Below are 25,601 nucleotides of genomic sequence, written 5' to 3'. Positions count from 1 at the left end.
AGCACTATTAGCAGTTGCCAAAGCACCACCGGCTAACCCCTTAGCTTTGTTGGCGTTGTCTCGTGCATCTCCCACAATGTCGAGGGCGCTATGGGCCAAATCAAGGCCTGCTTCAGCCAGGGATTTTGCTCCCGTTGCCACTGCAAAAGCTTCCTTGATAAAGCTATCTAGCTCTTTGACGAAGCTCCAAACGTCTGCAATGTCACCCGCTACAATCTCGATTTTGGTGTGAGCCTCATCGGCGTTGTCATCGGCTCGCTTTGCCCGGCCATCCGCATCCTTGGCTTCTCGGCTGGCTTTCTGTGCTTCAGCTCTGCCGGTTTCAGCCTGCCGACCGGCGTAGTCCGCATTGGCTTGGGCCTTGCCCGCTTCAAGCTGTGCCCGTCCTGCCCGCCCATCGGCTTTAACCCCAACCTTGCGGGCGTTTTCGGCCAAATCGCACCCTAAATTAGCGAGATCATGGGCATCCGAGGCGGCACTTGCGGCTTGTCCGGCTTTTGAGAGACCCTGAGCACCAATATTGAGCGCTTTGGATCCTAAACTGATCGCTGCGTTGACTGCCGACCAGAGAGCCGCTATCCCTAGAGCCGCCACCGCCGCCAAAGCCATCGCCGCCATCGCCTTCGCTTCGTTTGCCTGAGCGATCGCGTCGAAAGCTCGACCTTCGGCCCGAAGTGCATGAGCATCCGCCCGGATCGCTTCCGCGAGCGCTTGCTTGGCCATGCGCCTGGCGACCTCATCCACAGTTCCCCCGCCGCCGCCGCCTTCCAGACGCAAGCGAGCCACCTGGGCTGTCAGGGCAGACAGGGATCCCCTAATCCCCGCAAGTTGAGCTTCGATTCCGTCGCAAGTAGTGGTCATGGGTTGTTTTTGCGATTTTCAGCGGCTTGGGCAATCAGGGCATCAGCTTTTAAGCGGGTGAACCCGGCCGCACTTTGCAGGGCCGCCGCCAGCCCGCCGAACTGGGCGGAAACCGTGGCACAGTCCAAACAGCAGGTGGTGGTGCTCGTTTTTAGCGAAGGGCCGCACCGGATTTGGGTTGCGGGATCGCAGACCAGCAGCCCGATCGTCGTGGTGGTGTGTCGGCTGATCGCCGCGTCCCGAGCGCTCATGGAGTTGTACAGGACTTCGTAGGGTTCCACGCCTAAGGGGCCGGATACGTCGCTGCCGTTGGCGGCGATCGCGCTGGGAACGTAACGCAGGTAAAACGAATAGACCGGCTCGTAAATCGGCCCCACGGGCGACGGTGGGGCATACCAGCGCCCCCAGGCGGAATCCACCGAGGAGGCGGTAGGAAACCAGTTCCCAGACCAGCAGCCCTCCGCCCGGGCCCATCGCCCAACGAATCCCCGCGCCGGATCGTAAAAGAAGGGTAAGTAGCTCCCCCCGTTAGGGCAGGGGTTGCTGTTGTACCCGACCTGAACTTGTCCCGTCTGCACAGAGCCGTAAAAGAGCGTTAGCCCGACCAATGCCCAGCCGTCTGGGCTGTGGAAGGTTTTGACGGGTTGCCCGTCGAGCAAAACACTGGCCGAAGGCGGACGAAAGGGGGTGACCATTAGAAAATGTTTGCGTCCAGCGGGTCTGGATCCCACTGCTTAAAGACTGAACAATCAAAGGCGTAAACTAGCCAATTTGTGCTGCTACCAGAGGAGTCGAAGGTTTGCTGCAACGAAGGGCGACCTTCTTGGACAACAATCGATCGGCTGAGGTCGCCATCGCGATTCGCCTGGGTGAAGACTGCGCTTAGTCGCTTGAGAAGGGCCACGGTGATCACGTCGGCGCGGTTTTCGGCCGCCGCCTCCATCGGCAGGGCCGATTTTGGGATCATGATCATGTCTTCGTCTTGCGTCGCGCCCGGAAGGAGTTGCGAGAGGGTGAGTTCGGCCATGGTGTGGTGTCTTTGTTGGAATTTAGGGTTAGGCGATCGCCTGAATGCCGGCCTCTAGGCCAAACTGGAAAGTACCGCTGGCTTGTTGCCGTTGCAGCACGGGATTACCGATCGACCCAGTGCCCTCGATCGTCAGCTTTGCCAAAAATCCGTCTACGGATCGAATTCTCACGTTGCCCGTGTGGGCAGTGGTGATGTTGATGTTTGTCGTACTACCCAGAGTGCGAAGATTGAAGTGGGTGACGTTTGCGTCTGTAGCGACAATGTTTGCCTGGTAAACCGTGTTTGCGCTGATTCCGCCGGGCAGCACTCCTCCTGGCTCGGCAGTAAGGATCACCCGCTCGCCGTTAACAAAAGTTACTCCCCTTGTTTGAAATTGCACCCAGTCAGCGTTTACGTCTGTGGCGGTCAGCAAGCGACTAGCCCAAGGACGACTCCTGGCAACGACCCCCAGCCCTAAGTAAGGCCAGACCTGCCCCGGAGTGATTGTCGTGGCAAAAATTACACGATCAATTTCGGAGCGCTGATCAGAGACTGAATCGAAGACGATTGGTAAGGGGGCAGGAGCTTTAAGGCTTGTCCGGGTATAAGTGGCTGCTGTTGCTTCAGGCAGCTCGAAAGCAACCACATCCGCCAGCGATAAATTCGGCCGCTGGATCAGATTTGTGATTTCCGCCGTCGTGCCGTCGATCAAAATCCCGTGGATTGTCTGGACGGTTGGGCCGGAGTTAAATAGCCAGTCGAGCGTGTTTATCTCGAGCTCGCGGCAAGGAACATCAATCGGCATTTTGACCTCTAAGCCTAATTTGGACGACAGCGAGCACAGGGGTATCCACTCGCCGGGGCACGGAAACTAGCGACAGCAGCGCAACCCGCACCCCCACGAAAAGCACCACCAATTGAGGGTGCTGGCGCACAACCAGGATTTGCCCAGTAGCCCGCACAGGCAAAACCACACCCCAAGGCGCTTGAGCCGCCACCCTGACTTGAGCGATCGCCCGAACAGGGATATCTGTGCGAAGTGTCGGAACTGCCGCCACCCTGACTTGAGCGATCGCCCGAACAGGGATGTTTGTGCGAAGTATCGGAACTGCCGCCACCCTGACTTGAGCAATCGCCCGGATTGGGAAAACGCTCAAGGCGGGTGAAATTGCCGCCACCCTGACTTGAACGATCGCCTCAACCGCAGTAAGAGCAATCGGCACAGCCACGCGATCTAGCCCTACGCGGGCGATTGCCCGGATCGGACTCACAGCCAGGACGGGTGAAATTGCCGCCACCCTGACTTGAGCGATCGCCCGAACAGGGATATCTGTGCGAAGTATCGGAACTGCCGCCACCCTGACTTGAGCGATCGCCCTGATTGGGAAAACGCTCAAAGCGGGTGAAATTGCCGCCACCCTGACTTGAACGATCGCCCGTGTGGGCAAGTCCGCCCTGATTGGGATAGCCGCGCCGAGGACGACTCGGACGCGGGCCACAACGCAAACCACCCCAGTCAGTACCGAAACCCTGACCACCTCGACCCGAGCGATCGCCCTGATTGAGCAAGTGGACAGGGTTGGCGCTTGAGCCGCCACCCTGACTTGAGCGATCGCCCAAATCGACCCACCCAAAGAACGCGGGTAACTGCCTGTGATCCTGAGCGCCAACCTGGCTCGCACTGCCAGCTTGCGCGGCCCCGGAAAACCCAGCAGATCGGCCCGGAGTTCTGGCACTTGGCTCTCGTAGTAGAGAGCGAACCCCAAGGACAGCACATGATGCGATCGCCCCTCAGAGAACAGGTCTGGGATTTGGATTGGCGGATCGGAAACGATCGAGCAATCGCCGTCCCGCGCCCGACGCTCTGGCACATAGAACCGCTGAAGCGTGGACAGCAACGCCGCGCTGATTTGATCGCCAGTGTTGCTGCTTTTGGGGGCGAGGGTAGCCAGCGCCTCCTTGGGCAAAACGATCGAATCCAGCGTTTGGCTGGCCCCTTCAAAGATTTCTTCGAGCGTTGGCTCTGGCACGTTTTTGGGGGTGTTTTTGTGCGGTCTTTGATTATTGTAAGCACAACTAATTAAGTTTTTGCAAGTCTTTTTTGTACGAAATAATCAATAGCTGAATTTGCTAAAATAGAAGGTTTTGCTAATAAAAAAACGCCAAAAGATTGGCGGGCAAAATTTATTTATCTAGCTTAGACGGTCTGTAGACGCTTAGACGGTGCTTAGACGGTGCTTAGACGGGGGTGTCTAAGACCGTCTAAGCCTTGTGGCATGGGCAACTTAGACGTTACTTAGACGGTACTTGGGAATAGCGCCAGATTGGTCAATTTCGAGGTCTCCCATGGTCACAGCAGCGTCTAAGACACTTTTTAAATCTGCGTCATCAACTCGCTGCAAGGGGCGACGGAGCTGCTTGATCTGAGCCATCGAAAACCAGTTGCTTCGCCCATCCAAGGCCTTAAGAACAAGGTCTAAAATCTCCTGTTTTACTTCTGCCCTGGCGATTGTTTGGTGGGGCAATTCAATGGCTTCTCGCAAGTCCCATTCGAGAGCGAAATGGGTGGCGTTAACACCTGGGATTGCTGAGGCGGTGGCTGCTGCTGCGATCGCAGGAGTGGGGGCCCAACGGTCGATCGCAACTCGAATCGGTTCCGGGTTGCCGGGACGGTAGAGCCGGCCGGTGGATGCGCCTAGCTCATCAGCAGCCCGGTCAAGTTCAAGCACCATGGCCGCATTGTCGATCGTGCTGCGATACCCCTTTGCTCCCCCGAGGGTGGCCAGTGTCCGACCATGGCTGACAGCGACTAGGTAGCGCTTGGCCTTGCGGATATCCGAGCAAGCAACACGCACCATCTTGGGAGCCGATTCAACCTCATCAGCCCATTGGGTTAATTCCTCTGCCAGCAGTGTTTGGGGCGTGGGTGTGGGTGCGTTGGCATCTTGCGCGATCGCCCGGTAGTGCCCCTCCACTCCATCGATCCAATCCTTAATCGCGGCATCGATCGCCCGGTAGTCTTTACCTGCTCCGATGGTCTGGTAAGGCCATTGCCCCTTGGCTGCGTGAGGGTCGAGAACTTGCACCTGATGACCTTGGCTTGCGCGATCGGCCAGCAGTCGCAGGGCAAGGCTGGTTTTACCCGACCCTTGAGGCCCGCAAATCAGCAGCAACCGTGCGTCCAAAACATCGCCCCACCATTGGGCCATGGGCAGCGGGTCGGACGATTCCGGCAGCGCTAGGGCTTGCTCAATTCGGGCGGGGGCCAGCTCGCGCCGGAGGGCTGCGATGGTGGCGATCGCCCCTTCGGCTTCAGCGGTTTTCAAAACCACATCTAACTTGCGCTTTTGCCGATCGGTGGCCATCGCCAACGCCCCCATGGTGGCCGCGCTGCTGCCAAACAGTAACCGGGCTGCGGGGTGGGCAATCCAGGGAGCTGCAACAACTGAGAGGGCCCCCACGGCGATCGCGCCCCAGGTGGCCCGGGTGAGGGCGGTGGCCGCCTGGTGTTTGTCTTGTAGATGCTCAAAAATCACAGCAACTTACCCCACAAAAACAGCAATCAAGGCGGAAACCGCACCCATTGCGCCGTAGACGGTGAGGGCGGCCTGTTCCGAGCGGTGGCCGAATTTGGCCACCAACACCACGACGGTGAGGGCGATCGCTACCAGCAACGCCAGGAGCGCCCAGGTTGGGGGCGTGGGGGGCATCAGGCTAACGGCTCCGACCAGCCCAAAACCGGAGCCGATCGCAAAAAGCAGGCGGCCGATCGCGTCGGCCACGCTGGCGGGCTGAAGCGAGGGAAAGGCGGCCAGGGTCAGCAGCTTGGCGCGTGGGTTGCGTGGCTCGGTGGGCTGCGATTGGCCATGGAGGTCGATATCGATGTTGACGGGCTGCATTACTCATCCTCCAGAGCACTAGAAGCGATCACGAGCGTTTCTGTGGCCACAATCGCAGCGCAAGCCGTAGCCAAGTGTTGCGATAGGTCTTTTTGGTCGAAGGAGTGGGCCATCAGTGAACCGGCGGCTAGGCAGCTAGCGATCTGGATTGCGATTTGAGTGCGCTTCATAAAACTCGAAACCCCGCGCGGGCGGGGTGGCTAGGGTTACTTGGGGGCGGCGGGTTAGGGTTGCTTCCAGGTAGAGAGAGCGCCGTGATGGATGTCTACGGCATTCAGTTCAATGCCAGCGGTGTCAGCCAGGGATTTGATTCGCTCTGATGTCTGATTGAGCGAATCGATCGCCCGCTGGATGCGTTCTCTTTCGTCGGCGTGAGCAACCTGCCATTCAGGTGTCTGACTAACGAAAAAATCCATTTCTGCCTTGACTTCAATCGCTCGGATGTTGTGGGCCGGGACTAAATCTTCAAGCTCACGACGGGCGATCGCTTGCTCTCGAACGGATTGGATCGAGGCGATCAATTTCCCGCCGATCGCGTTGCGGGGGTGGGAAGGATCGCGGGCCATGTCGCTGGCGATTTTGCGCTCAACTGAGCTGGTGAGAGCTTCCACCGAAAGATGGCGTTTCAAAAAGTTGCGAATCCCGAACATGGTTGATGCCTCTTGATTCTTAGGGGTTTGATTGCTTCGTTACTTCGGATCGGGTGGGGGATTGAGTGTGGTGGGAATTACTGCGAGAAATCCGAACCCGGCGAAGATCGCCTGTCCGCTTCCCTGAGCTACGCCGCCAACCAGGCAGGTGGCCGCCAAGGCGGCGACGACTAGGGCGTTTTGCTGTGGGGCCGTCATAGGCTCTTGCAGTAGACTTCTTTGGCTTGCTGGAGCTGCTGGACTTGTTGGAGGGCTTGGGCTTCGCGGTTTTTGGCTTGGAGGATTTCCCAGTCCCGGTAGCCGATCGCGAGGGAGTAGCCAGCCAGCGCCAGCACAATGCGAGGAACCCAGTAGCGGAGCGGGGATTTCGGCGGGGGATAGTAATACGACGGTGGCGGCGGTGGTGGTGGCGGCGATTGCTGCTTGACGGCCACATGCAACCAGCCTTCGCCGTCTGGGGCTTCGGGGTGGACTGGCTGGGACGGTTGCCGCTGCCGCTGCTGGAAGTGCTGCATTACAGAAAACCTCCCTTGCACCCGTAATCGCGGCGATCGTTACAGCGCCGGTATTCGATCCGGCTAACCCAGCCCCGGCGGCCAGAGCCGCGCAACCAGTTGGCCAGATCGGGGAAGTCGCCTGGACTCCCGGCCAGGCAAAAACTCAGAATCAAGTCCATAGCTACCACCACCGCCACGCCGAATCGTCGTCGGCGTGCATTTTGGGCGGCGGCGGCGCATCCTTCCGCGATTCGCGATTGAGATCTGATAGTGCCTGGCGATCGCTCTCGAATAATTGGTAGCCCTTGGCAGTTTTGGCCTGGGCGGTAGCGGCCCGCTCTGCCAACCGTGGATCATCGGTGTGAAGATCGTTGGCTTGTAAATAAATGCGGCGCAGCTCTTCAAAGCTCTGAGAGTTGCCGTCTGGGCGTTTCCGTCCGAACATAGGGTTTAGACCTGTTGAGGTTTACTGAGCCGGTGTGGGAGTGCCATCCCCCCGGCTCTCATCGTTTCCAAAATCGTCGCCACCAGGCGGCTAGGCGACTGAGGCGTTTCCCGATGCGATCGCCAGTTCGTTCATGGTCTGAGCGTAGGTGGCCTCGTAAACTGCAACGTCCTCCGCTGCATGTTGCCTGGCCTGTTGCCGCATGGCTTCTTGGCGCTGGCGACGGAAACCAAGTTGCTGGGCGCGTAAGCCCGAGACCAGCGTGAGGGTGCTTTCCACTATCTCTTCGGTGGATTGAGTGATCGCTGTGGTGCGTTGCTGATAGAGTGCGATCGCCCCGGAGTAGCCCGGTTCGTCTTGCACGACTTCCACCGGCACAGCTTCGGCCATGGCGGCAAACGTTTTCAGGGTCTTGGCTTGTTCTTCAAGCCAGCGCGGGCCGCCCATCCGATCGGTCGCGAGGGTAGCGCCCAAGCTTTCAAGCAAGTGGCGGGCCCGTTCTGTGTAGCGGCCGTTTTCGCTGAGTTCCTCACGGGTCAAAACACCCCGCTGCACCAGGATCAGCACGGTCTTAAACCGGTTACGGAGGGTGGATTCTGACCAGCCCAGGAGGTTGGCCAGCTCAACGCCGCTATAGGTGGTTTCCGTTGCGAGGTCTTGCGAGGGTTCTGCGAAGGTGATGCGAAGGTGTTGCGAAGGTGTTGCGAAGGTGCTGCGAATGGGTTGCGGGTCAACCGGGGGTTCAGACCCAAATCCTTTGGCCATATGGGTTTGGTGGTGTTGCGAAGTTGTTGCGTTCTCGCTGCGAAATCGCAGCGTTTTATCTTGTACAACTTTTACCAATCTTGTATCGTCTATGTCAATAGGCAATGCAAAGAAAAATAACTTGTATCTCGTTAGTCACCATGCGAGAATCGCGGAATGGGCAGAAAATACCTAGGCAAGGTCACTCAGAATTTCAGGATTAGCCCGGAATTTCAGGCGTTTTGCCGTCGTGAAGCTGAAGCGGCGGGCAAGAGCTTGGGGGACTGGTTGGAGGATTATGTTATGCAAACTAAGGCGACTGAGGCAGATAGTCAGGGTCAGATATTGCCAAAGGTTGCATCAGAAAAGACAATGGAGACAAGCCAAAGCCGCCAACCCCCTGAGCCGGGTCACCGAGAGAGTGAGGAAGACACAGAAGAGGCTATCTGTTGCGTTGCTCTTGCGCTGCAAGCGTGGATGGTAACCCCTCGGGACGTGGTTGCTCGCAAGGCTTTCGAGGTGGCGCTAAGGCAGTTGGTGCGACCTTCCCCCTGAGAACATGGAGAGATGAGACGGCCGGGCAATGCTCGGCCGTTTTTTTATGCCAGCAATGCCAGGACGGCTTCATAGGCTTGGGCGATCGCGCAGGTCTTGGGCTGGCCCGCTGCAATTTGTTCGGCCGCTTGCTGGACGGCTTGGGCAATGGGGCCAGCAAGCAGCTTTTCAGCGTTGAAACGTTCTAGGGCGGTCTTGGCCCGATCGGCTAGGGATTCCCCAGCGGAACGATCGACCGTGGCCACGCTGGCCGATTCCAAAGTGTCAGCTCCCTTCACGGCGGCCCGGTAGAGACGGCGATCGCCCGACAGTTGGGCCCGGATCGCGGCCTGGACTTCAGCCGTTTCAAAGATTAGAGAGCGCTCGAAACTCTCAAAACCGAACAATGTGGTTTGTTCTACCGTTTCGGTAGCCGAAACTTTGGCTAGTGCTGCCAACTCGCGCACCTGGTCATCAGTGCAAATTTTGCCGGCCGATTCACGGCTGTCGATCGCTGAAGCCAGGGCGATTTGCTGAGATGGTGTGAGGCCCGCCGATCCGATAATCGCTGCCCGTTTTTCGGTAATCGTGCCACTGAGGGCCCGATCGAACAACTCAGGGCATAGGCGAGCGATTGCCCAGCCATCAGCCGCAACGGACTGCGATAGGCGGATCCCGTAGCGCTTCAGACGGGCCCGATCCCAATTCCCGTCCCTGAAGAACCGGGCTGCATCCAACGCAGTGCCACATCCAGCCGCGATATTGGCGATCGCTCCTAATTCCCTAGCCTGTTGCCAGAAAACCGCATTCAGAAACTTGCAGGGCAAATTCTTTACGCCTAATTGTTTGGCGCGGGCTAGGCGGTTGTGCCCGTTTACCACGTAAACCTTGCCATCAAAATCACGCCACACATCTAGGACGCTTTCAGCAGCAAAGCTCCATGCAGCAATCCCCGCTAGCGAGTTAACGGAACCGTCGCGACCGGCTCTTAATTTGTATTGGAATCTTTCGGGGTCAACGTGTAGATCATTGACCGCAATTACTGCTAGTTCTCTACCGGCTAGATCGTGGTTTTTAAAGTCTCTAACCTGTTTTCGTTTTCGCTTGCCTTGGCTCTTACGCTTGTTCATTTTGTTTAGGGTTTCTGTTTGGTTGGTTTGATTATTTTTTGAGCGTTAGCGGGTCAAGTCCTAGGCTTTGCCCAACAGCACGTCCCCTTAGCTAATAGCGGTATGGCCACTACGCCAAAAGCACCGGTTCAGTGTTCTGTCTCTCACGCTGGCAATAGGTTCATTAACCCGTTCACAGGCTTTTTAGCCCGCGTCCTTAATGCCGTGTCGCGTTAGCTATTGCTCGCTTTTTAAGATAATGCCTGTTACAGGCTGTTGTCAATGCCTGTAACAGGCAAATATTTTTTGGCGCTAGGGGTTGACACTTGCCTGTAACAGGCTATAGGCTAAGAGCATTCTGAAGCGCGTAACAGGCAATGCAAGACTTAACTGGCAAGCGGATCAAGGTACAAACTTCTAGCGATTGCTATTTCGCGGTTGTGGAATCTGTTGACTCAGATAGCTGGACGGTAGCGTTAGAAGACCATCCCGTTTTCAAGGTGATTCCCTCCGACGGAATTGAGCTAGGGGTTGTCCAGGTTGTTGATGGCATGAACGGCGAAAACTTTCCGGTTGTTGCTGGTAGTCGTTGGTTGTTTCGTGGTCTGGAAATTACGGTTGATTCCGTGATTGGCGATTTGGTTGTTTGCCAATCCCGACTGGGGCAAATCACGCTAGCGGCTTCCTATTTTGCCCGCTTAACTTTGGTTGGTTAATTCCCACGATTAGGGGCTACGGCCTCTAATAGCTGGGATTTAAGCCAGCGTTCAAGTACACAAGGTTTTGATATGGCACGCAATTACACTGCGGATTGGGATGCGATAAATCGGGTGGCCCTACGGTTTGGCTGGAAATTTCGCGATGGCATTTTGCTAGCTCCCGCCGATCGTCCGTGGTACAGGATCAAGCTCTCTCGCGGCCGATTCTATATATGCCTCTTGGACGGTGATCGCCTTCAGTTAGGTGGGCATGGTAAAAGCCTTGTTTCCTGGAAAACCGGCGATCATGAGGGGCTGGCCCGATTCTTGAGTGATTTTTGCAATGCTTCGGCTAATCCCGTCGCAACCCCCAAGCCGGTAGCGATTCAGCGGGATTTGTTCGGCAAAATTACCAGCGTTCGATCGCTCACTCCCAAGCCAGCAGTCCAGCAATTGAGCCTGATTTGACCATTGGATCGACCAAGACAACGCCTAGGGCTAATCGCCCTAGGCAATACGAGAAATGAGGCGTTATGGCTCGAATTTTATTAGATGGCGTTTCGGCATGGATGCAGGGAACACCTAGGGATGTCGCTTTAGGGTTGTTGGCTGCTGGATGGTATCGCGGTGAACCATCGCTAGATACGGATGGCCATGAGCTGATCGAAAGTCGCGATGGATGGTCACTATATAGCGCCTATGGCGAGCCGATTTTGTCCTGGGTTTATGGCGATGAATGGTTTTCCTTTGATTGGTCAGGGTATTGGGGGCCTGATGACGATCTGGATGATGAGAGCACGTCACCGGCCGCTATCGATCGAGCGCGGCAGGACTTTGGTGTAGCGCTGCAAACGGCACTCACCCCCGATCCAGCAGTCCAGCAATTGAGCTTGATTTAAAACAAGCCTGTAACCGGCTTGACATATGCCGGTTACAGGCTTTAGACTATTGCCTGTAACGCGCTAGGTAATCACAGTGACGCAAACCACCGAAACTTTGACCCGCCGCGAGGGGTTTGGGGGCCGCACCTCAACCACCTGGGCGGCGAAGTGGCGCAACACGCCCTCGATGCCGATTCGGCTGCCTCAATCGTTTCATGAGGCGTTAACCGAGATTGCCCGTCAGGCCGACCAGCAGCCCGACCCGATCGCCTGGCTACGATCCCTTCGCCCCGCCCCAGTCCAAGCCCAGGAAGCCGCCATCGAGGAGGGGCAGTGGGAGGGATACAACGTGGCCCAGTTGCGACAAATTGCCCGTGAGCGGGGGCTGAAAACGGCTCGCAATGCCAATCGCGCCGAATTACTGCAATTTCTGACAAAGCAATGAATTTACTGCTGATTGACACCGAGACTACGGGCGTAACTACTGACGATCACGCGCTTGAGGTGTCCGCCACGCTCTACCACATTGGGGAGGTGAGCGGCGCGGTTGCTTCGGTCTCTACCCTGCTGCCCAGTGCCACCAACCCCGCTTGGTCGGTCAATAAAATTGACCCCGCCCTAACCCAAGTTGAGTCCGCTCAGGATTGGGCGCTGCGATACCTCCGCCAACTCGCTGAACTGGCTGATTATTGGGTGGCGTTTAATGCTGAGTTTGATCGCCCGTTCTTCAAGAAAGCGGTTGAGTCAGAGTCCAGTAAACCTTGGTTGTGCGCCTACAGCGATTTCGAGTGGACGGCTGACTGGATTCGCAAACCTCAATCTCAGATTGCCCTGTCTCTGTCGATGGGCGTGGGGGTGTTGCACGCGCACCGGGCGGGTGATGATGTGCGGACACTGGTGGCCTGCCTAGATCGGTTGGGTGATCGCTTACCTGCTGTTGTTCAGGGGGCGATCACCCGCACCCAATCCGAGCGAGTAACGGTTGTCGCGTTGGTCGGTTACGACAATCGACAACTGGCAAAAAACGCGGGCTTTTGGTGGAAGGATGATCGCAAGCAGTGGATTCGCCAAATCCGCCACTGTGACCTCCAATCTGATTGGGTCAAGGCACTGCCCTTCGATCTCCAAGTTATCCCCTAGCAAGTAATCCTTACCAGTTGCCCAACAAAAAACCGCGATCGCCCCACAGGGTTGATCGCGGTTGTGTTGTGTTGTTTGACATGCGCGGCCATATCTTAGCGATCGTCCTCAGGGTCGTAGCCCAGACCGGAGCAACCGGACACCACAATCAGCGCGGCAACCCCTAGCTGAAGCGCAAACTGTACGCCCTGGGGCAAGGTTGTAGCCCCATGGCGACGGCTGTAGGAGATCACGTCTTTGGTGCTGTATTGCTGCCACCAGGCGGTGAGGGTTGGGGGCGTGTTGGCGGGTTGGGTTTTGCGCCAAAGCAGGTAGTCGAAGGACAGATCGGACAGTCCACACAGCAAAACGGTCAGGACACCGCACCAAGTAGTGAGGGTGCGCGTGAACCAGATACCGCAGGCTTGGAAGCCACGGGCAATCAGGATTGACCCAAGGAATAAGCCACCAATCCAAATGGCGCAGGTCACAATGTAGAACGTGCCGGCCCATCCTGGATCGTTGGCGAGTAGGGCGGCTTTGGCCACGGCTCCCGCCCAGCCGATCGCTAAACCCAGCAAAGACCAGAGCAGGAATGCAGCGACTTGCATAAGAAATTCCTAGGGGCAGCCTGATTCTGAGTTGTCGGGGAGGCGCGTTTTGCAGAGTTTCGCCCCGGCCAAATCTACGCCAGTGGCATCGTTCAGCATTGCTCCGGCGAGGTTGGCCCCATTGAGGTTAGCCCCGGTGAGATCGGTTTCGTCTAGGCGAGCATTGGTGAGATCTGCGCCGCTGAGATTAGCCCCGGAAAGGTTTGCGCCTTTCAGGTATGCCTCACCGCTGAGGTTGACCCCGGAGAGGTTGGCCCCGGTGAAATTGGAGTCCCGGAAGTCGCCACCGGCGAGATTGGATCCGGTGAGGTCTGCCCCTGAAAAGTTCGATTTCTCGAAGTAACCCTGGCTGAGGTTTGAGCCTGCCATTTTGCGGTTACTGAAGTCTGCCTGACGACGATCGCAGTTACTACCGGAGCAAACGACGGGGCCGTCAGATTCACAGCCGGTAATCAATGCAGTGAGCAAGAAGGCGAGGGCGGTTGCTGTTTTCATGCGCTGCGTCCCAACACTCTCAGGACTCTAAATCGCTGAAGGATTGAAGGCGGCGATCGAAGTCACAAAAAACAAAGCCCACTCGATCAATCGGGTGGGCTTTGCGCATTTCACCAAGGCTTTAGTTAGAGGACAGAGGATCCTCCAGATGCGCCTCAAAAATTTCCACCAGTTCATCCAAGGTCTTACCTGTCATTTCTACCAAGCGCTTTGTTTGAGTCAAAGTCAGTCGCGGATTACGAACCCTGCCGTTTTCCCATAAAGAGATCGTGCGAGTCGAAACACCAAGGGCGGTGGCGAACTGCTGTTGGTTTAACCGTAGTGATTCTCGGATACTCACGAGATTTTTGTTGACTAACTCTTGTCTCATGATAAGCTTGATATGAACAAAGTTCAAGTTGATTTATCACGAACTTTGTTCATTGACTGATAAGAGCTAAAGCAGAGGCGAAGGGTTGCCGCCCTTCGCCCCTGACCAAAAGACGGGTTGCCGCCCCCTTTTGGTTAGATACCCACGAATCCGTAGACCCGCGATTGCCTTTGCGTGTATCTACCGAAGATTGTAAGGGTATCGCGCTAGCCGACAACGAAAAACCCAGTTTTCAGAGTCTTCGCGATGCATCAAAGTTTACACACCCCTCTCCAAAATCCACCGGAAGGGGGGCAAGATACCAGGATCGAGCGCTTGGAACTCGAGCTTGAAAAGTTCAACGAGTTTGCGCTCAGGCTGTTGCGGATCGTCCGTCAACAGCAATTGCAAATCAGGCACGATCGCTCCCTGCTGAGGGCCGCTTTGATCGATCGGGCCAGCTCAGTTTCCCCCGAGCTTCTGATCAGCCAAATCGATGCGCTCCTGCCGGAGGCCTCAGCCGGACTGCTGGCCCAGCTCTCTGCCCTGGAGGGCTGGCAAGATGACTAACTTGCTGCACCGCCCTGAGCACTTGGATCCCTATGTCCAAAAACAGGTCGCGGCCTATGCTTTCGGCTTAGGACAAGGCCGCACAGTCTTGGCCGCCGACGCGCTTTGGCGGCTCGCCTCACATCTCGATTTGGTCACTTCGGAAACTGCCCTTTCGCCCGCCCAGCTCGATCGGCTGGAAGCAACCGTGCGGGAAAAGGGCTATCCCACCTTCTCGATCGATCGGAGGCGGTATGCGCCCTGCTAGCAGCAGCCACCCGATCGACCCCATCAGGCAAACCCTGGAACTCATTGGGCACATGGCTAGCGACATTCGCGATGCTTTGCCCCGCCTTTGCCCCAACCCGAGTCACCAACAGAATGTGCTGTTGGTGCAATGTTCGGCAACGCTGCTCGTCATCGCCAGGACGGCCAACACCGCTGTTTTGGCGATCGACTCGGGATTGAGGCTGATTCCGATTTTTGATTTGTCCGATTTTGGCGAGCCGCTCGATCGGCCCACCCAACCCCCACGCCGCCGCCGCCGCAAAATCCGCCGGCCCGGAAAATACCACCTATTGGGACTTGGCCATGAATAACGCCACTACATCCACCTGGGAACATGTGCTCGCAGTCCTGACCGCCAACGGCATCCAGACCGCCATAGACGACGATCCAGGACTTTCCCCCCAGGCGATCGCCCAAGCCGTCGTTCAGGGCGCGATCGATTCCGGCTGCACCTCACCCAAGGCCTTGCAAGAGGCGATCGACTCAATCCAGGAGGCCCCGCGCAATGGTTAGTTTCTTAAAACGCCTTGCGGTGCGGGAGCTTCAGTGCAACCTAATCCGCTGGAATCAAAGGCAATTGACTCAATCCAGGAGGCCCCGCGCAATGGTCAACCTCCACCTCGCCGCCCTCTGGGTTCGTGACTGGATTCTGACCGCCATGCACGATCCGGAGTTCCAGTCCTACCGAATTGCCTGGATCCAACTCTTTTGGGTCTCGGTTCGGCTCAAGACTAAACGAATTGAAATTGACGTGAACTGGCTGCATTGCCCCCGCGTCCAGATTTTCCACCCGATCGAGCAAGCAGGGTGGCGCAGGGACTACCCGGTTAAGTTCGCCTACCCGATCGATTACGACGAAATCCCGTTTTAGGCCTCACGGCCCGCCCCCCAGCGGGCCGCATCATCAATCCCCCTCTCTCCGATGCCATGACTTTTGACCTCTTGCAGCATCGGGATAGCCTTAATATTGCCAAAGAAACCCGAACACAGTTGGTTTGCGAGTGCCCCGCTTGCAATGGAACCAACCTAAAGATCGACCTCAAGACCGGGAAATGGCAGTGCTGGGACTATCCCGACGACGAGCAGCACAAGAAAGACATCCGCGACGCAATCAGCCCACCCGCCAAACCCGAGGGCGCGGGTGACCGCAAACTGTTTGGCATTATCCCCCTACCCGCCCCCAAGCCCAAACCCAAGCCCCTTCGCCCCAAACAATCCAAGCGCTGGGAATATTACGATCGCCAGGGCAACCCCCTGATCAGTACCCGCCGCGAAGATGATGGCAAAGGTGGCCGCAAGATTTGGCAAGAGTATTGGTATCACGGCTGCTGGGTTAAACCCGATCGGCTCACCGAAGACGAAAAAGCCGACTACAAGCGCCGCGTAGCTCCCTTCCGCTGGGAAAAAATCAAAGAACTTCGGGACACTGAGCAAATCTTCTGGGTTGAAGGCGAGCCTTGTGTTGAAGCCCTGGAAGCATTGGGCTTGGTGGCCACCACATCGATCGGCGGCTGCGGTGGCTACAAATCCTATGGCGACTACAGCCAGGATTTTGGCGACGGATGGAATCTCTACATAGCACCTGATTGCGACCAGTTAGGCGTGAAATATGCCGAACAAGTCGCCACTGATTACCCTCGTGCCCTCTGGTTATACGCCTGGCCCGATAGCCCCATTTGGGACAACCTCCCCCGCGACAAGGGCGTGGATATTGCCGACTGGATTGCAGAAGGAGCCACCCGGCATCAAATCTTGGCCGCCGTCCAACCCAAGCGATCGCCCAAGGCCCAACCCACCAAAACCACCAAACCCGAAAAGCCAGAACCCGCCCCCGCCCTCAACCCCGAACAGCTGAAGGAAGCGATCGACCGACTGGTTGAGCGATCGATCCTCGACACCGAAATTGAAATCCCCGTGCTGGCCGCCGCCAGTGGCCGATCGGAACAGTCCGTGCGCCGCCTGGTCGAAGCCCGGATCGCTGAACTGTCCGAGCGCCAGCGCCTGGCCGATGACAGTCTGGAACTGAAAAAGCTGATTGAACAGTCCAGCAAGCAATTTGACCCCACGGGAATTTTGCCCGACCCGATCGCCCGGGCCATGCTGACGAAAAGCACGAGCGATCGCGTAGACCCGATCCGCCTGCTGCAAAACCTATTGCCCGCCTGTGGGGTTCTATTGGGTGGCCGCGTCGCCGTCGTCGTGAAGCAGGGCGAGAGTGAACACGACAGTTGGATCGAAGCCCCGATCTTCTGGACGATGGACGTTAGCAGCCCCTCATCGGGCAAATCAGCCGCCCAGGATGCCATCTTTGCACCCCTGGAGGCCATGCAGTCCAGCGAGGACGATCGCGTGGAACGGGCCGAAGCTGAGTTGGCCATGGTGCGTGACCAGTGGGAAGCCATGGGCAAAGACGAGCGGGCCGCCAACGCCAACAGCACCGCCAATCCCAAGGTCTACGAGGAAGAGATTCTGGGAACCCGTCGCACCTTTTTGCTCAATGAAGGCGAGATGGAAGCCATGCTCCGCCGCCTAGCCGACAACCCCCCAGAATCCGGCACATGCTGGGTCAAAGACGAGCTTTCAGGACTGTTCGCAGGGCTGGATCAATACAAAGGCCAGGGCAAAGGCAACAGTAAACAATTGTTGCTCACGGCCTGGAACAAACCGTTAAAGATCCGCAAGGAATACAGCGACGGCAAGCGATCGCTCAGGCTCAAAGGGCAAACCCTGAACATTGCAGGCGGCATTCAGCCCAAACTCGCAGAGCGGCACTTCGCCCAGTTCGATGACCCCGATGGCCTGTTGAGCCGCATCCTGCCCGCCCGGCCCGCGCTGCCCGCCAACTTTGCCCAGTGGTCAGATACAACGGTTTCGATCTACGGGACGATCGACGCGCTCTATCGGCAGTTAAAACGAGTTCCCCATGGGCTGGTGATTTTCAGCCCCGAAGCCGACGCAATCAAGCGCCAACAGTGGGAGCGCTACCGGCGCGGCTACCAGCGATACGAGACCCAAAACCCTGCCTTTGCCTTCTTCCTGGGCAAGATGTGCAGCTATTTTCCACGCCTGTCCCTCTGGCTCCATTGCGTGGAGTGGGCTTGCGAGTCAGGCGATCGCCCCTGGGTCGATCGGATCAGCGCCACCACCGCCGCCCGTGCCGTTCAACTGGCCGATTTTTATATCGGTCAATTCCTCCTGGTGCAGGCCCACGCCGAACCCGAAGACCAGCAAGCCCAAACCCTGACCGGCGAACTATTCCGAATTTACGACGCGGCCCGCAAGCGTGGCGGGCAACTCAGCGCCCGCGAAGCCACCCAAACGGTGTTGCGTCGCCAGGCCATGAAAGGGTTGAAAAAACCCCAAGTCTTGGAACGGTTCGAGGCGATCGCCGCTGCCATCCCCGGCTGCAAGGTCGAAAACGATGCGTTGATCATTTCCGTTTCTAGCGAAGCGATCAACGCGATCAACGGAATCGCCGAACCGCCCACCCCGCAAGCAATAGACCCCGTTGATCGCCGATCAACAAACGATCAACAGCGATCAACGGCGATCAACACCGATCAACAGCCCGTTGCTGTTGCCACCGCTGAAGACCCGAAAGCCTCTCGCCGCAAGCGTTACTAGCCTTTTTGCTGCTCGCGCTGCCGTCCGTCACCAACCCGCGCAGCGCTCCCCCACCAGCGCCCAAAACCCTTGATTTCCCACTGTTGATCGCGTTGATCGCTGTTGATCGCTGTTGATCGCCCGATCAACGCCCTCAAATCCAAACCCTATCAGCGTTCTAGCGATCCTGTTGATCGCGTTGATCGCTTTCTAGAGAAATGTTTTCGATCAACACCCCAGAGACCCACCCCAGACCGGGCGATTTCCTTTGGCGGCCCGAAGTTTCACCCACCGTTTATGGCTTGGTCGATCGCTGGATTGGCGACGACGGCCAGCCCTGGATCGAACTCAGCGACGGAACCGAGACGATCGAAGACCGCCTCTTTGGCTGGCAGTTCTACCCCATGCCGGGCGATCGGGTGATCCTCGCCGCCAAACCCCTGTTCGATCTCTACGCCCACCATCGGGCTATCACCCAAGCCGATTGGCTCTGGCAGGAACACCAGGTGCGATCGCTCACCCAAAAACCGCGACGGGGCATCCGTCCAGCCACCTACACGGGCGATTTTGCCGAAATTGAAACCCCCAAGGGCGATCGGCACTTCCTGCCCACCATCTGCCTCGCCGTCCTCTCCTACCGCTATCCCCCAACCCAAGCCCAGGAGGTCGCCTAATGAACAAGCAAGAACGCCTCGAATTGGTGAATCAAGTAATCGCAGAAATCGCAAAACGTGGGCGCAAATTCTTTGAACATGAAGGCCGAATCGCTCGATTGGAAATCGACAAGCGCGGGCGCATTTGGTACTTCAATCCTCAGTCTCAAAAGAGGATTTACACCCACTACGAAGGCGAATGGCGCAACTTCAATGGTGGTTGGACTCTTCAGCAAGTTGTTTGTCGATTGCGAAATTTTGTACGAGATGGGCACTGCAAGATAAACATTTACTGGCTTGGGTTTGCGCCTCGCACCTGGGGCTATCCAATTGAGGATTTACTACCCATTTGGCAGTTGGCTAAACCAATGTTCAGCGATGCGGCTTTGCAACAACTTGAGGAAACCCTTGCTCAACTTCAAAAGGGGGCGTGATATGCCGATGAACCTCGAAAAGCTTTATCCCGAATCGACTCACTGGGGGATTCTCGGGTCGGTTGGAATCGCTAAAGACAGATGGCGTTGCAGTTGTGGATGCACCGATCGGCTCGTGGTTTGGAAAGAGCGACAAGTGCTGTTCACGGGATGTGCTCAATGCACCGAAGCATCCGACAAAAACCGCGCCGCCGGCCGCCCAGCACCCCATCAACTCAGCCTGTTTTAGGTGCGTGCCATGCCGATGAACCGCAAGCTTTACCCCAAAAACTGGGACGCGATCGCCCGTTCGCTCAAGGAATCTGCCAATTGGACTTGCCAGCAATGCGGCCGCCCCTGCCGCCGCCCTGACGAGAGCGCAGAAGAACTGGTGGAACGCCTGTACAACACACCCCGATGGCGTGATGACCTCGTGGACATGATCGACGGCGGCCCACTTGGCGCGATTGCCAAATTCCGAACCGGCCGATTTGTGTTGACGGTGGCCCACCTAAACCACCGCCCCGAAGATTGCCGCCCCGAAAACCTCCGCGCCCTTTGTGCGCCTTGCCATTGCCGCATGGATCTCCAGGCCATGTCCACCAAACGGGCGATCGCCCTGGAGCGCCAGGGCCAACTCAACCTATTCGGAGCCGACCAGTGATCAAACAATTTCAACCCGTCTACGAATGCCCCTACAAGGATCTGCCACTCGGAGCAGTGCATGACTGCAACGAGGGAGTTTGGCGGCACTTCTTGTTCGTGAAAAAGAGCGCCCGGGAATCGCTAGTGCTGGTCTCATTGGGCGATGGAATCCGAGAGGGCTGCGCTAAATTTCGCCCCAGCGCAACGGTCACTCGATACATGCCGCACTACGCGCGGGCACGAGACCCCAAGGACTTGATGGAGCACCTGCTCAACGAGCAAGAGACCGACCTGCCGCCATCAATGAGGATCGATTAATGGCTACCGCTCAACAGCTACACGCGCAATTGCGCCACCTAAAAGCCGAAAAGATCGCCATTCGTAACCACTGGGGGGACGAATCCCGCCCTATCACCCCGGAACTGATTGATCGAACGTGCACCTGGGCAGATTCCTATCTTCAATTGGTTAACGACTGGGTTGCTCATTGGGCCGAAGTCGATCGCGCCGCCGCCGACCTGCCGCCATCGATGAGGATCGATTAACCGATGGCATCCAGCATCAAAGGAGCGATCGCCCAATCAAACGGGCGACTGAAGGAAGAAGGGTATCGAGTGGCGATCACCGTGGTTCGCAGTCGATCTGGTGGCGATCGCCTCTCCCTCCAGGCGACACTTCCGCCCGCTCCCGGAAGCAAAAACCCAAACCGCCACCAGCAAAAGATCGCCCTAAAATTGCCCGCCACCCTCCAATCCCTAAAGGTAGCCGAACGCCGGGCACGGGAATTAGGGGAGCAACTCCTGAGCGGCAAGTTTGACTGGGCCCTGTGGCGATCGACCCCCACGGCTCAACAACTACTAACCGCTGATTGGGTTGAGAAGTTTGAGGCGGACTATTGGGCCCGCCGCCCTAAAACGCCCAACACAGAAGTCACCTGGAAAGTGGACTATGCCGGCCCGTTTCGCCGCCTGCACCCCTACGAGCCACTGACCGCCACCGCAATTTTGGAGGCAGTCAAAACCACCAAACCCGACACCCGCACCCGTCGCCGCGTGTGCCTCGCCTATCAGGCCCTGGCCCGATTTGCTGGACTGGCGATCGACCTCAAGCCCTACCGGGGGAATTACGGCCCCAAGAGCGTGGCTAAACGCGAAATTCCTTCAGACGAGGAAATCTTGGCAGCCTGGGAGCGGATCGCCTCGGAAGAGTGGCGATGGGTTTTCGGGATCTTGGCTGCCTACGGGCTACGCCCTCATGAGGTCTTTTTCTGCAAGTTTGACCCCTATCCCAGGCTCCGGGTCACCGAAGGTAAGACCGGCCCGCGTCTGGTCTACCCCCTGATGCCTGATTGGCCCGATCGGTTCGGATTGCAGGTCATCCGCCGGCCCAACTGCTCCGGCGCAAGCCACGCCGCTCTGGGACACCGAGTGGCAAACGCCTTTAAGCGCTTCGGCTTTCCCTTTAGCGCCTACGACCTGAGGCACGGCTACGCACTGAGGGGCCATGGCCGGCAGTCACTGTCGGTTATGGCCCGCTCAATGGGGCACGAACCACAAGTTCATTACGGAATTTATCAAAAGTGGTTAGCAGAAGAAGACCTCGATCGAGCCTGGCAAAACTCAAACCCTAAACCTTAATTTCCCGCCTTAATTTGCACCTTAAAAAGCGTTACCGCCCTTGGAAAATCCGAGAGCGGTAACGCTTGCTGTTATTGAGTTTCGATTAAAGGCGGCACCCAGATTCGAACTGGGGGTAAAGGATTTGCAGTCCTCTGCCTTACCACTTGGCCATGCCGCCTTGCGCCGTTCTGTTCGGCAGATGTCATTCTGCCATCAGTTTTGCATTTGGGCAACCCCCCAGGCTCAAAATTCTGAACCAGCGAGGGAAACGGCGCGATCGCCCACCGCAGCCGATCGCCTCAGCCTAGGCCAGGCAATCTTCCAACTGCGACAGCAACGTAGCCTGATCCAAGTTTTGCCCAATCAGCACGAGCTGGTTTTTGGGTTGCCCCTTCCAAAGATCATCTTCCAGGGTGAAGCGCTTGCCGGACAGGTGGAAAATGTGGCGGTTTTCGCTTTCTTGGAACCACAAAATTCCCTTAGCCCGAAAGACTGCTTCCGGCATTTGATCATCCAAAAAGCTCTGGAACTTGCGGATCACAAAGGGGCGATCGCTCTCAAAGGAAACGGACACAAACCCATCATTTTCTAGGTGATGGGAGTGATGATGGTGGTCATGGTCATGGCCGTGGTGATGATGGTCATGATCGTGGTCGTGGACACAATGGCCATGGTCATGATCGCAAGCATCATGGTTGTGATGATCATGCGCTTGTTCATGGTCATGATCATGGGCATCAGCACTTTCTTCCGGGTGATAGTACTGATCCGATTCAAACAGACCAACACTCAAAACCAAAGGCAACGGCACTTCCGAGTTTTGGGTGCGCAAAATGCGAGCGCCTTGCTTAATTTCCCTGACCCGTTCTTCAAGCGCTTCCACCTTTTCGGGCGCAACGAGATCGGTTTTGTTCAGCAAAATAATGTCGCCATAGGCAATTTGACTATAGGCAGCTTCACTGTTGAACAAATCGAGGCTGAAGTTTTCGCAATCGACCAAGGTGATGATTGAATCGAGCCGCGTCATATCCCGCAGTTCAGTGCCCAGGAAGGTCAACGCCACGGGCAAAGGATCCGCCAAACCCGTGGTTTCCACCACCAGATAGTCAATCCGTTCTTCTCGTTCCAAAACGCGATAGACCGCATCCACCAAGTCATTATTGATGTTGCAGCAAATGCAACCGTTGGCGAGTTCAATCACGCTGTCATCGTCTGAGACTTCAACGATCAGCTCTTGATCAATGCCAATTTCACCAAACTCATTGACCAAAACAGCCGTCTTCAGACCCTGTTGATTGCTCAGAATATGATTAAGCAGGGTGGTTTTGCCGCTGCCTAAAAAGCCTGTGATGATGGTGACTGGCAAGCCCAATTTAGGGGCGGCCATGACTGGGCTGGGGGCGGTTAGATCTTGACTGGTGGCCATGGGACAGGGATTGATGAAAGGAAATGAAGTAGGGCGTGGATGGGCCGTTAGCGGGTGGACGCTAGGCCGGTAGGCGCTGGGGGATGGTTCTGGCTATTGTCGATGGGATGAGAATCATTCTCAAAGATAGCTGAGATTTGTGGGATTGCTCAATCCCCGATCGCCCGTAGGCCAAAGTAGGTAATTACCAATTCTTCGGGGCCCGTGTTAGCAATTTCATGCACCTCATGGGGGGCGATCGCCAGGCAAACACCTGGAACCAGATCAAAGCGCTGGCCATCAATGATCATTGTCCCCTGGCCGGCTTCAATGAAGAAGACTTCGTGCATATCCGAGTGGGCATGGCCGGGCGAAACCTGGCCGGGCGCAAAGCAGGCTCGGGAAAAGTTGGTGAGGTGGGGAAGGTCGCCTTGTCGCAACAGCACTTGCTTGGCGATCGCGGGGTTGTGGGAAACCCGCTCGATCGGGACTTCCGAGAGCGCAACTCGTTTCAAAACCAATCTTCTCCTCGATTTTCGGGGGGTGCTGGCGGCTCCGTGGCCACCAAATCAGACGGGGGGCGTTCATCGCTCCAAGCCCACCACACACAGCCGCAATGACACCCATAGAACTCCTGCCACTTGCGGCGGTAGGTTTCCGTGAGCACGGGCGATCGCCGGTTAATCCACACGCGCTCCGCTTCTAAAACCGATGCGCCACAGGTGGGGCAACAGAACTCCAGGGCGTGAACGGCGGAGTCTGTCCAGTCGGGTGCTTCCGGTGCAAAGGCATCCATAGGTTTCTCAGAGGTGGGCTGACCAGGATTCCGCCAAGGGGTATCGGAGGGCGATCGAGTGGCAATGGCTGTTATTTAACCCCTCCTTGCATTTTAATTTGGGGGAGCGCTCCTGAACTCGATCGCTCAAAATAGCGCCGCCCAAAATAGGCTAAGCGGTAGCGGCGTGGGGCTAATTCATTTCCTTGTCCTGCTCATGAGTTATCTCAATCTCGTTTCCTTTTTGGGCATCTTTGGGCTTTGCGGTGTGGCTTGGCTCTTTTCGGAAAATCGGAAACTCATTCCTTGGGCTACGTTAATTTGGGGGCTGAGCCTGCAGCTGGTGTTGGGGTTTCTGGTGTTCAGGCTGCCCATCACGCGCGATATTTTTGATGTTTTAAATAGTGCTCTCAATGGGATTTTTGCCGCTGCCGAATCGGGGGCAGAATTCATTTTTGGTTCCCAGTTTGTTTCTAAAGATTTTGGCGAAAACCCACCTTTGGGCTATATCTTTGCCGTTCGCGCTTTGCCCACGGTGGTCTTTTTTTCAGGACTGATGGCCCTGCTCTACAGCTTGGGGGTCATGCAAGCGGTTGTGAATGGTTTTTCGCGGTTGTTTTATCGAACTACCCGACTGAGCGGAGCGGAAGCACTAAGCGGCGTGGTGAATGTGGTGACGGGGGTTGAAGCGTTGATCGTGGTGCGGCCGTTTTTGTCGCGAATGACGCGCAGCGAGCTATGCGCTATTTTGGCTTGCTGTTTTGGAACGGCTTCCTCTTCCACGTTGGCGATCTATGTGGACTTTTTGCAGCCGGTTTTTTCAAACATTTTAGGTCATTTAATTTCGGCAGCCATTATTGGTATTCCGGCTTGCTTTGTACTTTCCAAAATTTTGGTTCCGGAAACCCAAGTGCCCCTGACGCGCGATCGCCTGTCGGGGGTAATGATGGCAAATTTATCGCAAAATCCTCTGAATCCAGCCAGTCCCAGCACACCAGAACACTATCCCCTGAATCCTTTTAATGCGGCTGAAAGTTCCTTAGGTGATCGAGCCTTGGCCGATCGAGACATGGCCGGCGGGGCGATCGAGCCGGATAGTAGTCCCTGGGCGATCGCCATGGCGGGGGCCCTGGAAGGGTTACGCATTTGTGGCTGGATTGTGGCGGCCCTGGTGTTGATTGTGGGGTTGGTGTCGCTGGTCGATCGCTTCTTTGTTGCGTTAGGGCTGGTTCCCGGGCCGATCGGGGAATTATTTCGAGTGGTTACCCTGGCCAACTTGGAGGGAATTTGTTTCTTTCCGCTCACACTGCTGACGGGGGTGGCTTGGGATGATGCTTGGGAGTCGGCGGTGGTCATTGGTCGGCGGCTCTTGGAAACTGCCATTCCGCCCTATCAAACCCTGGCGGAACTGCGCCGAAACGACGCAATTAGCGATCGCACCCTGTTGATTGTGAGTTATGCGCTTTCCAGCTTTGCCCACCTGCCGGCCTTTGGCATTTTTGTGGGTGGTCTGAGCGCCCTGATTCCCCAGCGGCGACGAGAGTTACTGAATTTGGGTTGGCGGGCCCTGTTTGTGGGCACAATAGCTTCCCTGATGATTGCCTGCGTGGCGGGTTTTTATGACGATGGCAGCCCCCATATTCTGGGCACACCCATGCCGCCCGCCAAGCTTGCGCCGGCCACGCCAACCTTGGTGAAACCCAGCCCCCCACCCGCAACTCCGGCCCCCGCGCCGCGCTAGGGTGGAGCA

The 25,601-nt window shown here is 56.8% G+C and carries 34 protein-coding genes, 1 tRNA gene and 1 CRISPR repeat array; of the genes, 18 read left to right on the top strand and 17 right to left on the bottom strand.

What is annotated here, in order from left to right; translation table 11 throughout:
• Positions 1 to 228 precede the first annotated feature (228 nt).
• Complete coding sequence (locus tag H6F46_RS06875; protein WP_190404990.1) at positions 229 to 447, top strand: hypothetical protein; 219 nt, start codon at positions 229 to 231, stop codon at positions 445 to 447.
• A 410-nt stretch (positions 448 to 857) separates the two neighbouring features.
• On the opposite strand, the gene H6F46_RS06870 is transcribed toward H6F46_RS06875, so the two are convergent.
• Genes H6F46_RS06870 through H6F46_RS06860 form a run of 3 tightly spaced genes read right to left on the bottom strand, consistent with a single transcriptional unit; the run spans position 858 to position 2,675 of the window.
• On the bottom strand, positions 858 to 1,556 hold the full coding sequence (locus H6F46_RS06870; protein ID WP_190354076.1) for a hypothetical protein: 699 nt from the start codon (positions 1,554 to 1,556) through the stop codon (positions 858 to 860).
• Positions 1,556 to 1,888 carry a hypothetical protein gene (locus tag H6F46_RS06865; protein WP_190354075.1) on the bottom strand — a complete coding sequence of 111 codons (333 nt, stop codon included), beginning with the start codon at positions 1,886 to 1,888 and terminating at the stop codon, positions 1,556 to 1,558. Before H6F46_RS06865 ends, H6F46_RS06870 begins: the two co-directional genes overlap by 1 nt.
• A 28-nt stretch (positions 1,889 to 1,916) precedes the next feature.
• Positions 1,917 to 2,675 carry a hypothetical protein gene (locus tag H6F46_RS06860; protein ID WP_190354074.1) on the bottom strand — a complete coding sequence of 253 codons (759 nt, stop codon included), beginning with the start codon at positions 2,673 to 2,675 and terminating at the stop codon, positions 1,917 to 1,919.
• 184 nt (positions 2,676 to 2,859) lie between these two features.
• A CRISPR array of direct repeats spans positions 2,860 to 3,067; the repeat unit is 19 nt; unit sequence TGCCGCCACCCTGACTTGA.
• 539 nt (positions 3,068 to 3,606) lie between these two features.
• Here H6F46_RS06860 and H6F46_RS06855 point away from each other — a divergent pair.
• A complete protein-coding gene (locus tag H6F46_RS06855) occupies positions 3,607 to 3,954 on the top strand; it encodes a hypothetical protein (RefSeq protein ID WP_190404985.1) in 348 nt (115 codons plus the stop codon).
• A 201-nt stretch (positions 3,955 to 4,155) separates the two neighbouring features.
• On the opposite strand, the gene H6F46_RS06850 is transcribed toward H6F46_RS06855, so the two are convergent.
• From H6F46_RS06850 to H6F46_RS06820, 7 genes are all read right to left on the bottom strand, one after another.
• Entirely contained in the window at positions 4,156 to 5,406 is a 1,251-nt protein-coding gene (locus H6F46_RS06850; protein WP_190354072.1) for an ATP-binding protein, read from the bottom strand.
• Positions 5,407 to 5,412: 6 nt separating this feature from the next.
• A complete protein-coding gene (locus tag H6F46_RS06845; protein ID WP_190354071.1) occupies positions 5,413 to 5,769 on the bottom strand; it encodes a hypothetical protein in 357 nt (118 codons plus the stop codon).
• A gap of 224 nt (positions 5,770 to 5,993) precedes the next feature.
• Positions 5,994 to 6,419 (bottom strand): hypothetical protein, encoded by a 426-nt coding sequence (locus tag H6F46_RS06840; RefSeq protein WP_190354070.1) that lies wholly within the window; start codon positions 6,417 to 6,419, stop codon positions 5,994 to 5,996.
• A 194-nt stretch (positions 6,420 to 6,613) separates the two neighbouring features.
• Complete coding sequence (locus tag H6F46_RS06835; RefSeq protein ID WP_190354069.1) at positions 6,614 to 6,934, bottom strand: hypothetical protein; 321 nt, start codon at positions 6,932 to 6,934, stop codon at positions 6,614 to 6,616.
• 163 nt (positions 6,935 to 7,097) lie between these two features.
• Complete coding sequence (locus H6F46_RS06830; protein ID WP_190354068.1) at positions 7,098 to 7,361, bottom strand: hypothetical protein; 264 nt, start codon at positions 7,359 to 7,361, stop codon at positions 7,098 to 7,100.
• 90 nt (positions 7,362 to 7,451) lie between these two features.
• Positions 7,452 to 8,126, bottom strand: a complete 675-nt coding sequence (locus H6F46_RS06825; RefSeq protein WP_190354067.1) for a hypothetical protein — start codon at positions 8,124 to 8,126, stop codon at positions 7,452 to 7,454.
• 578 nt (positions 8,127 to 8,704) lie between these two features.
• A complete protein-coding gene (locus tag H6F46_RS06820; RefSeq protein ID WP_190354066.1) occupies positions 8,705 to 9,550 on the bottom strand; it encodes a hypothetical protein in 846 nt (281 codons plus the stop codon).
• 575 nt (positions 9,551 to 10,125) lie between these two features.
• Here H6F46_RS06820 and H6F46_RS06815 point away from each other — a divergent pair.
• The 4 genes from H6F46_RS06815 to H6F46_RS06800 all read left to right on the top strand — a co-directional run bounded on the left by H6F46_RS06815 (position 10,126) and on the right by H6F46_RS06800 (position 12,467).
• Positions 10,126 to 10,464: a hypothetical protein gene (locus tag H6F46_RS06815; RefSeq protein WP_190354065.1), complete on the top strand. Its 339-nt coding sequence runs from the start codon at positions 10,126 to 10,128 to the stop codon at positions 10,462 to 10,464.
• Positions 10,465 to 10,979: 515 nt separating this feature from the next.
• A complete protein-coding gene (locus H6F46_RS06810) occupies positions 10,980 to 11,345 on the top strand; it encodes a hypothetical protein (protein WP_190354064.1) in 366 nt (121 codons plus the stop codon).
• A gap of 76 nt (positions 11,346 to 11,421) precedes the next feature.
• On the top strand, positions 11,422 to 11,772 hold the full coding sequence (locus H6F46_RS06805; protein WP_190354063.1) for a hypothetical protein: 351 nt from the start codon (positions 11,422 to 11,424) through the stop codon (positions 11,770 to 11,772).
• Positions 11,769 to 12,467, top strand: coding sequence for a 3'-5' exonuclease (locus H6F46_RS06800; RefSeq protein WP_190354062.1), 699 nt, complete (start codon positions 11,769 to 11,771; stop codon positions 12,465 to 12,467). The genes H6F46_RS06805 and H6F46_RS06800 overlap by 4 nt, the downstream gene beginning before the upstream one ends.
• A 95-nt stretch (positions 12,468 to 12,562) precedes the next feature.
• On the opposite strand, the gene H6F46_RS06795 is transcribed toward H6F46_RS06800, so the two are convergent.
• The 3 genes from H6F46_RS06795 to H6F46_RS06785 form a co-directional block, all read right to left on the bottom strand.
• Positions 12,563 to 13,057 (bottom strand): hypothetical protein, encoded by a 495-nt coding sequence (locus H6F46_RS06795; protein WP_190354061.1) that lies wholly within the window; start codon positions 13,055 to 13,057, stop codon positions 12,563 to 12,565.
• Positions 13,058 to 13,066: 9 nt separating this feature from the next.
• Entirely contained in the window at positions 13,067 to 13,552 is a 486-nt protein-coding gene (locus H6F46_RS06790) for a pentapeptide repeat-containing protein (protein WP_190354060.1), read from the bottom strand.
• 121 nt (positions 13,553 to 13,673) lie between these two features.
• Positions 13,674 to 13,922, bottom strand: coding sequence for a helix-turn-helix transcriptional regulator (locus H6F46_RS06785; RefSeq protein WP_190354059.1), 249 nt, complete (start codon positions 13,920 to 13,922; stop codon positions 13,674 to 13,676).
• A 315-nt stretch (positions 13,923 to 14,237) separates the two neighbouring features.
• Between H6F46_RS06785 and H6F46_RS06780 the strand changes: the two genes are divergently transcribed.
• The 11 genes from H6F46_RS06780 to H6F46_RS06730 all read left to right on the top strand — a co-directional run bounded on the left by H6F46_RS06780 (position 14,238) and on the right by H6F46_RS06730 (position 21,689).
• Positions 14,238 to 14,471 (top strand): hypothetical protein, encoded by a 234-nt coding sequence (locus H6F46_RS06780; RefSeq protein WP_190354058.1) that lies wholly within the window; start codon positions 14,238 to 14,240, stop codon positions 14,469 to 14,471.
• A complete protein-coding gene (locus tag H6F46_RS06775; RefSeq protein ID WP_190354057.1) occupies positions 14,464 to 14,718 on the top strand; it encodes a hypothetical protein in 255 nt (84 codons plus the stop codon). Before H6F46_RS06780 ends, H6F46_RS06775 begins: the two co-directional genes overlap by 8 nt.
• Positions 14,705 to 15,049 carry a hypothetical protein gene (locus H6F46_RS06770; RefSeq protein ID WP_190354056.1) on the top strand — a complete coding sequence of 115 codons (345 nt, stop codon included), beginning with the start codon at positions 14,705 to 14,707 and terminating at the stop codon, positions 15,047 to 15,049. The genes H6F46_RS06775 and H6F46_RS06770 overlap by 14 nt, the downstream gene beginning before the upstream one ends.
• A complete protein-coding gene (locus tag H6F46_RS06765) occupies positions 15,042 to 15,251 on the top strand; it encodes a hypothetical protein (protein WP_190354055.1) in 210 nt (69 codons plus the stop codon). Before H6F46_RS06770 ends, H6F46_RS06765 begins: the two co-directional genes overlap by 8 nt.
• Positions 15,252 to 15,342: 91 nt before the next feature.
• Positions 15,343 to 15,609, top strand: a complete 267-nt coding sequence (locus H6F46_RS06760; RefSeq protein ID WP_190354054.1) for a hypothetical protein — start codon at positions 15,343 to 15,345, stop codon at positions 15,607 to 15,609.
• A gap of 56 nt (positions 15,610 to 15,665) precedes the next feature.
• Entirely contained in the window at positions 15,666 to 18,362 is a 2,697-nt protein-coding gene (locus tag H6F46_RS06755) for a DUF3987 domain-containing protein (RefSeq protein WP_190354053.1), read from the top strand.
• 197 nt (positions 18,363 to 18,559) lie between these two features.
• On the top strand, positions 18,560 to 19,015 hold the full coding sequence (locus H6F46_RS06750) for a hypothetical protein (protein WP_190354052.1): 456 nt from the start codon (positions 18,560 to 18,562) through the stop codon (positions 19,013 to 19,015).
• Positions 19,015 to 19,428, top strand: a complete 414-nt coding sequence (locus tag H6F46_RS06745) for a hypothetical protein (RefSeq protein WP_190354051.1) — start codon at positions 19,015 to 19,017, stop codon at positions 19,426 to 19,428. Before H6F46_RS06750 ends, H6F46_RS06745 begins: the two co-directional genes overlap by 1 nt.
• Before the next feature lie 238 nt (positions 19,429 to 19,666).
• Complete coding sequence (locus H6F46_RS06740; RefSeq protein WP_190354050.1) at positions 19,667 to 20,071, top strand: HNH endonuclease; 405 nt, start codon at positions 19,667 to 19,669, stop codon at positions 20,069 to 20,071.
• Positions 20,072 to 20,369: 298 nt separating this feature from the next.
• Complete coding sequence (locus H6F46_RS06735) at positions 20,370 to 20,597, top strand: hypothetical protein (protein WP_190354049.1); 228 nt, start codon at positions 20,370 to 20,372, stop codon at positions 20,595 to 20,597.
• Between the two features lie 3 nt (positions 20,598 to 20,600).
• A complete protein-coding gene (locus H6F46_RS06730) occupies positions 20,601 to 21,689 on the top strand; it encodes a hypothetical protein (RefSeq protein ID WP_190354048.1) in 1,089 nt (362 codons plus the stop codon).
• 89 nt (positions 21,690 to 21,778) lie between these two features.
• Here H6F46_RS06730 and H6F46_RS06725 read toward each other — a convergent pair.
• From H6F46_RS06725 to H6F46_RS06710, 4 genes are all read right to left on the bottom strand, one after another.
• A tRNA-Cys gene (locus H6F46_RS06725) sits at positions 21,779 to 21,849 on the bottom strand.
• A 126-nt stretch (positions 21,850 to 21,975) separates the two neighbouring features.
• On the bottom strand, positions 21,976 to 23,097 hold the full coding sequence (locus H6F46_RS06720; protein ID WP_190354047.1) for a GTP-binding protein: 1,122 nt from the start codon (positions 23,095 to 23,097) through the stop codon (positions 21,976 to 21,978).
• Between the two features lie 149 nt (positions 23,098 to 23,246).
• Entirely contained in the window at positions 23,247 to 23,591 is a 345-nt protein-coding gene (locus tag H6F46_RS06715) for a cupin domain-containing protein (protein ID WP_190354046.1), read from the bottom strand.
• Positions 23,588 to 23,872, bottom strand: coding sequence for a hypothetical protein (locus H6F46_RS06710; protein WP_099531740.1), 285 nt, complete (start codon positions 23,870 to 23,872; stop codon positions 23,588 to 23,590). The genes H6F46_RS06715 and H6F46_RS06710 overlap by 4 nt, the downstream gene beginning before the upstream one ends.
• A gap of 196 nt (positions 23,873 to 24,068) precedes the next feature.
• Here H6F46_RS06710 and H6F46_RS06705 point away from each other — a divergent pair, with 196 nt between their 5' ends.
• Positions 24,069 to 25,592 carry a NupC/NupG family nucleoside CNT transporter gene (locus H6F46_RS06705; RefSeq protein WP_190354045.1) on the top strand — a complete coding sequence of 508 codons (1,524 nt, stop codon included), beginning with the start codon at positions 24,069 to 24,071 and terminating at the stop codon, positions 25,590 to 25,592.
• The last annotated feature ends 9 nt before the right edge of the window (positions 25,593 to 25,601 follow it).

The sequence above is a fragment of the Limnothrix sp. FACHB-1083 genome, from assembly GCF_014696485.1.
GTDB lineage: Bacteria > Cyanobacteriota > Cyanobacteriia > CACIAM-69d > CACIAM-69d > CACIAM-69d.
Note: the sequence above shows the minus strand (reverse complement) of the source record. Positions and strands in the feature narration are given on the sequence as shown.

Excerpts from the sequence above, each read along its gene's own strand:
- H6F46_RS06720 (WP_190354047.1), bottom strand. The coding sequence starts at position 23,097 with ATGGCCACCAGTCAAGATCTAACCGCCCCCAGCCCAGTCATGGCCGCC.
- H6F46_RS06840 (WP_190354070.1), bottom strand. The coding sequence starts at position 6,419 with ATGTTCGGGATTCGCAACTTTTTGAAACGCCATCTTTCGGTGGAAGCT.
- H6F46_RS06800 (WP_190354062.1), top strand. The coding sequence starts at position 11,769 with ATGAATTTACTGCTGATTGACACCGAGACTACGGGCGTAACTACTGAC.
- H6F46_RS06745 (WP_190354051.1), top strand. The coding sequence starts at position 19,015 with ATGAACAAGCAAGAACGCCTCGAATTGGTGAATCAAGTAATCGCAGAA.
- H6F46_RS06835 (WP_190354069.1), bottom strand. The coding sequence starts at position 6,934 with ATGCAGCACTTCCAGCAGCGGCAGCGGCAACCGTCCCAGCCAGTCCAC.
- H6F46_RS06810 (WP_190354064.1), top strand. The coding sequence starts at position 10,980 with ATGGCTCGAATTTTATTAGATGGCGTTTCGGCATGGATGCAGGGAACA.
- H6F46_RS06755 (WP_190354053.1), top strand. The coding sequence starts at position 15,666 with ATGACTTTTGACCTCTTGCAGCATCGGGATAGCCTTAATATTGCCAAA.
- H6F46_RS06865 (WP_190354075.1), bottom strand. The coding sequence starts at position 1,888 with ATGGCCGAACTCACCCTCTCGCAACTCCTTCCGGGCGCGACGCAAGAC.
- H6F46_RS06705 (WP_190354045.1), top strand. The coding sequence starts at position 24,069 with ATGAGTTATCTCAATCTCGTTTCCTTTTTGGGCATCTTTGGGCTTTGC.
- H6F46_RS06770 (WP_190354056.1), top strand. The coding sequence starts at position 14,705 with ATGCGCCCTGCTAGCAGCAGCCACCCGATCGACCCCATCAGGCAAACC.
- H6F46_RS06760 (WP_190354054.1), top strand. The coding sequence starts at position 15,343 with ATGGTCAACCTCCACCTCGCCGCCCTCTGGGTTCGTGACTGGATTCTG.
- H6F46_RS06845 (WP_190354071.1), bottom strand. The coding sequence starts at position 5,769 with ATGCAGCCCGTCAACATCGATATCGACCTCCATGGCCAATCGCAGCCC.
- H6F46_RS06795 (WP_190354061.1), bottom strand. The coding sequence starts at position 13,057 with ATGCAAGTCGCTGCATTCCTGCTCTGGTCTTTGCTGGGTTTAGCGATC.
- H6F46_RS06775 (WP_190354057.1), top strand. The coding sequence starts at position 14,464 with ATGACTAACTTGCTGCACCGCCCTGAGCACTTGGATCCCTATGTCCAA.
- H6F46_RS06735 (WP_190354049.1), top strand. The coding sequence starts at position 20,370 with ATGGCTACCGCTCAACAGCTACACGCGCAATTGCGCCACCTAAAAGCC.
- H6F46_RS06740 (WP_190354050.1), top strand. The coding sequence starts at position 19,667 with ATGCCGATGAACCGCAAGCTTTACCCCAAAAACTGGGACGCGATCGCC.
- H6F46_RS06785 (WP_190354059.1), bottom strand. The coding sequence starts at position 13,922 with ATGAGACAAGAGTTAGTCAACAAAAATCTCGTGAGTATCCGAGAATCA.
- H6F46_RS06750 (WP_190354052.1), top strand. The coding sequence starts at position 18,560 with ATGTTTTCGATCAACACCCCAGAGACCCACCCCAGACCGGGCGATTTC.
- H6F46_RS06790 (WP_190354060.1), bottom strand. The coding sequence starts at position 13,552 with ATGAAAACAGCAACCGCCCTCGCCTTCTTGCTCACTGCATTGATTACC.
- H6F46_RS06830 (WP_190354068.1), bottom strand. The coding sequence starts at position 7,361 with ATGTTCGGACGGAAACGCCCAGACGGCAACTCTCAGAGCTTTGAAGAG.
- H6F46_RS06815 (WP_190354065.1), top strand. The coding sequence starts at position 10,126 with ATGCAAGACTTAACTGGCAAGCGGATCAAGGTACAAACTTCTAGCGAT.
- H6F46_RS06860 (WP_190354074.1), bottom strand. The coding sequence starts at position 2,675 with ATGCCGATTGATGTTCCTTGCCGCGAGCTCGAGATAAACACGCTCGAC.
- H6F46_RS06825 (WP_190354067.1), bottom strand. The coding sequence starts at position 8,126 with ATGGCCAAAGGATTTGGGTCTGAACCCCCGGTTGACCCGCAACCCATT.
- H6F46_RS06870 (WP_190354076.1), bottom strand. The coding sequence starts at position 1,556 with ATGGTCACCCCCTTTCGTCCGCCTTCGGCCAGTGTTTTGCTCGACGGG.
- H6F46_RS06710 (WP_099531740.1), bottom strand. The coding sequence starts at position 23,872 with ATGGATGCCTTTGCACCGGAAGCACCCGACTGGACAGACTCCGCCGTT.
- H6F46_RS06765 (WP_190354055.1), top strand. The coding sequence starts at position 15,042 with ATGAATAACGCCACTACATCCACCTGGGAACATGTGCTCGCAGTCCTG.
- H6F46_RS06730 (WP_190354048.1), top strand. The coding sequence starts at position 20,601 with ATGGCATCCAGCATCAAAGGAGCGATCGCCCAATCAAACGGGCGACTG.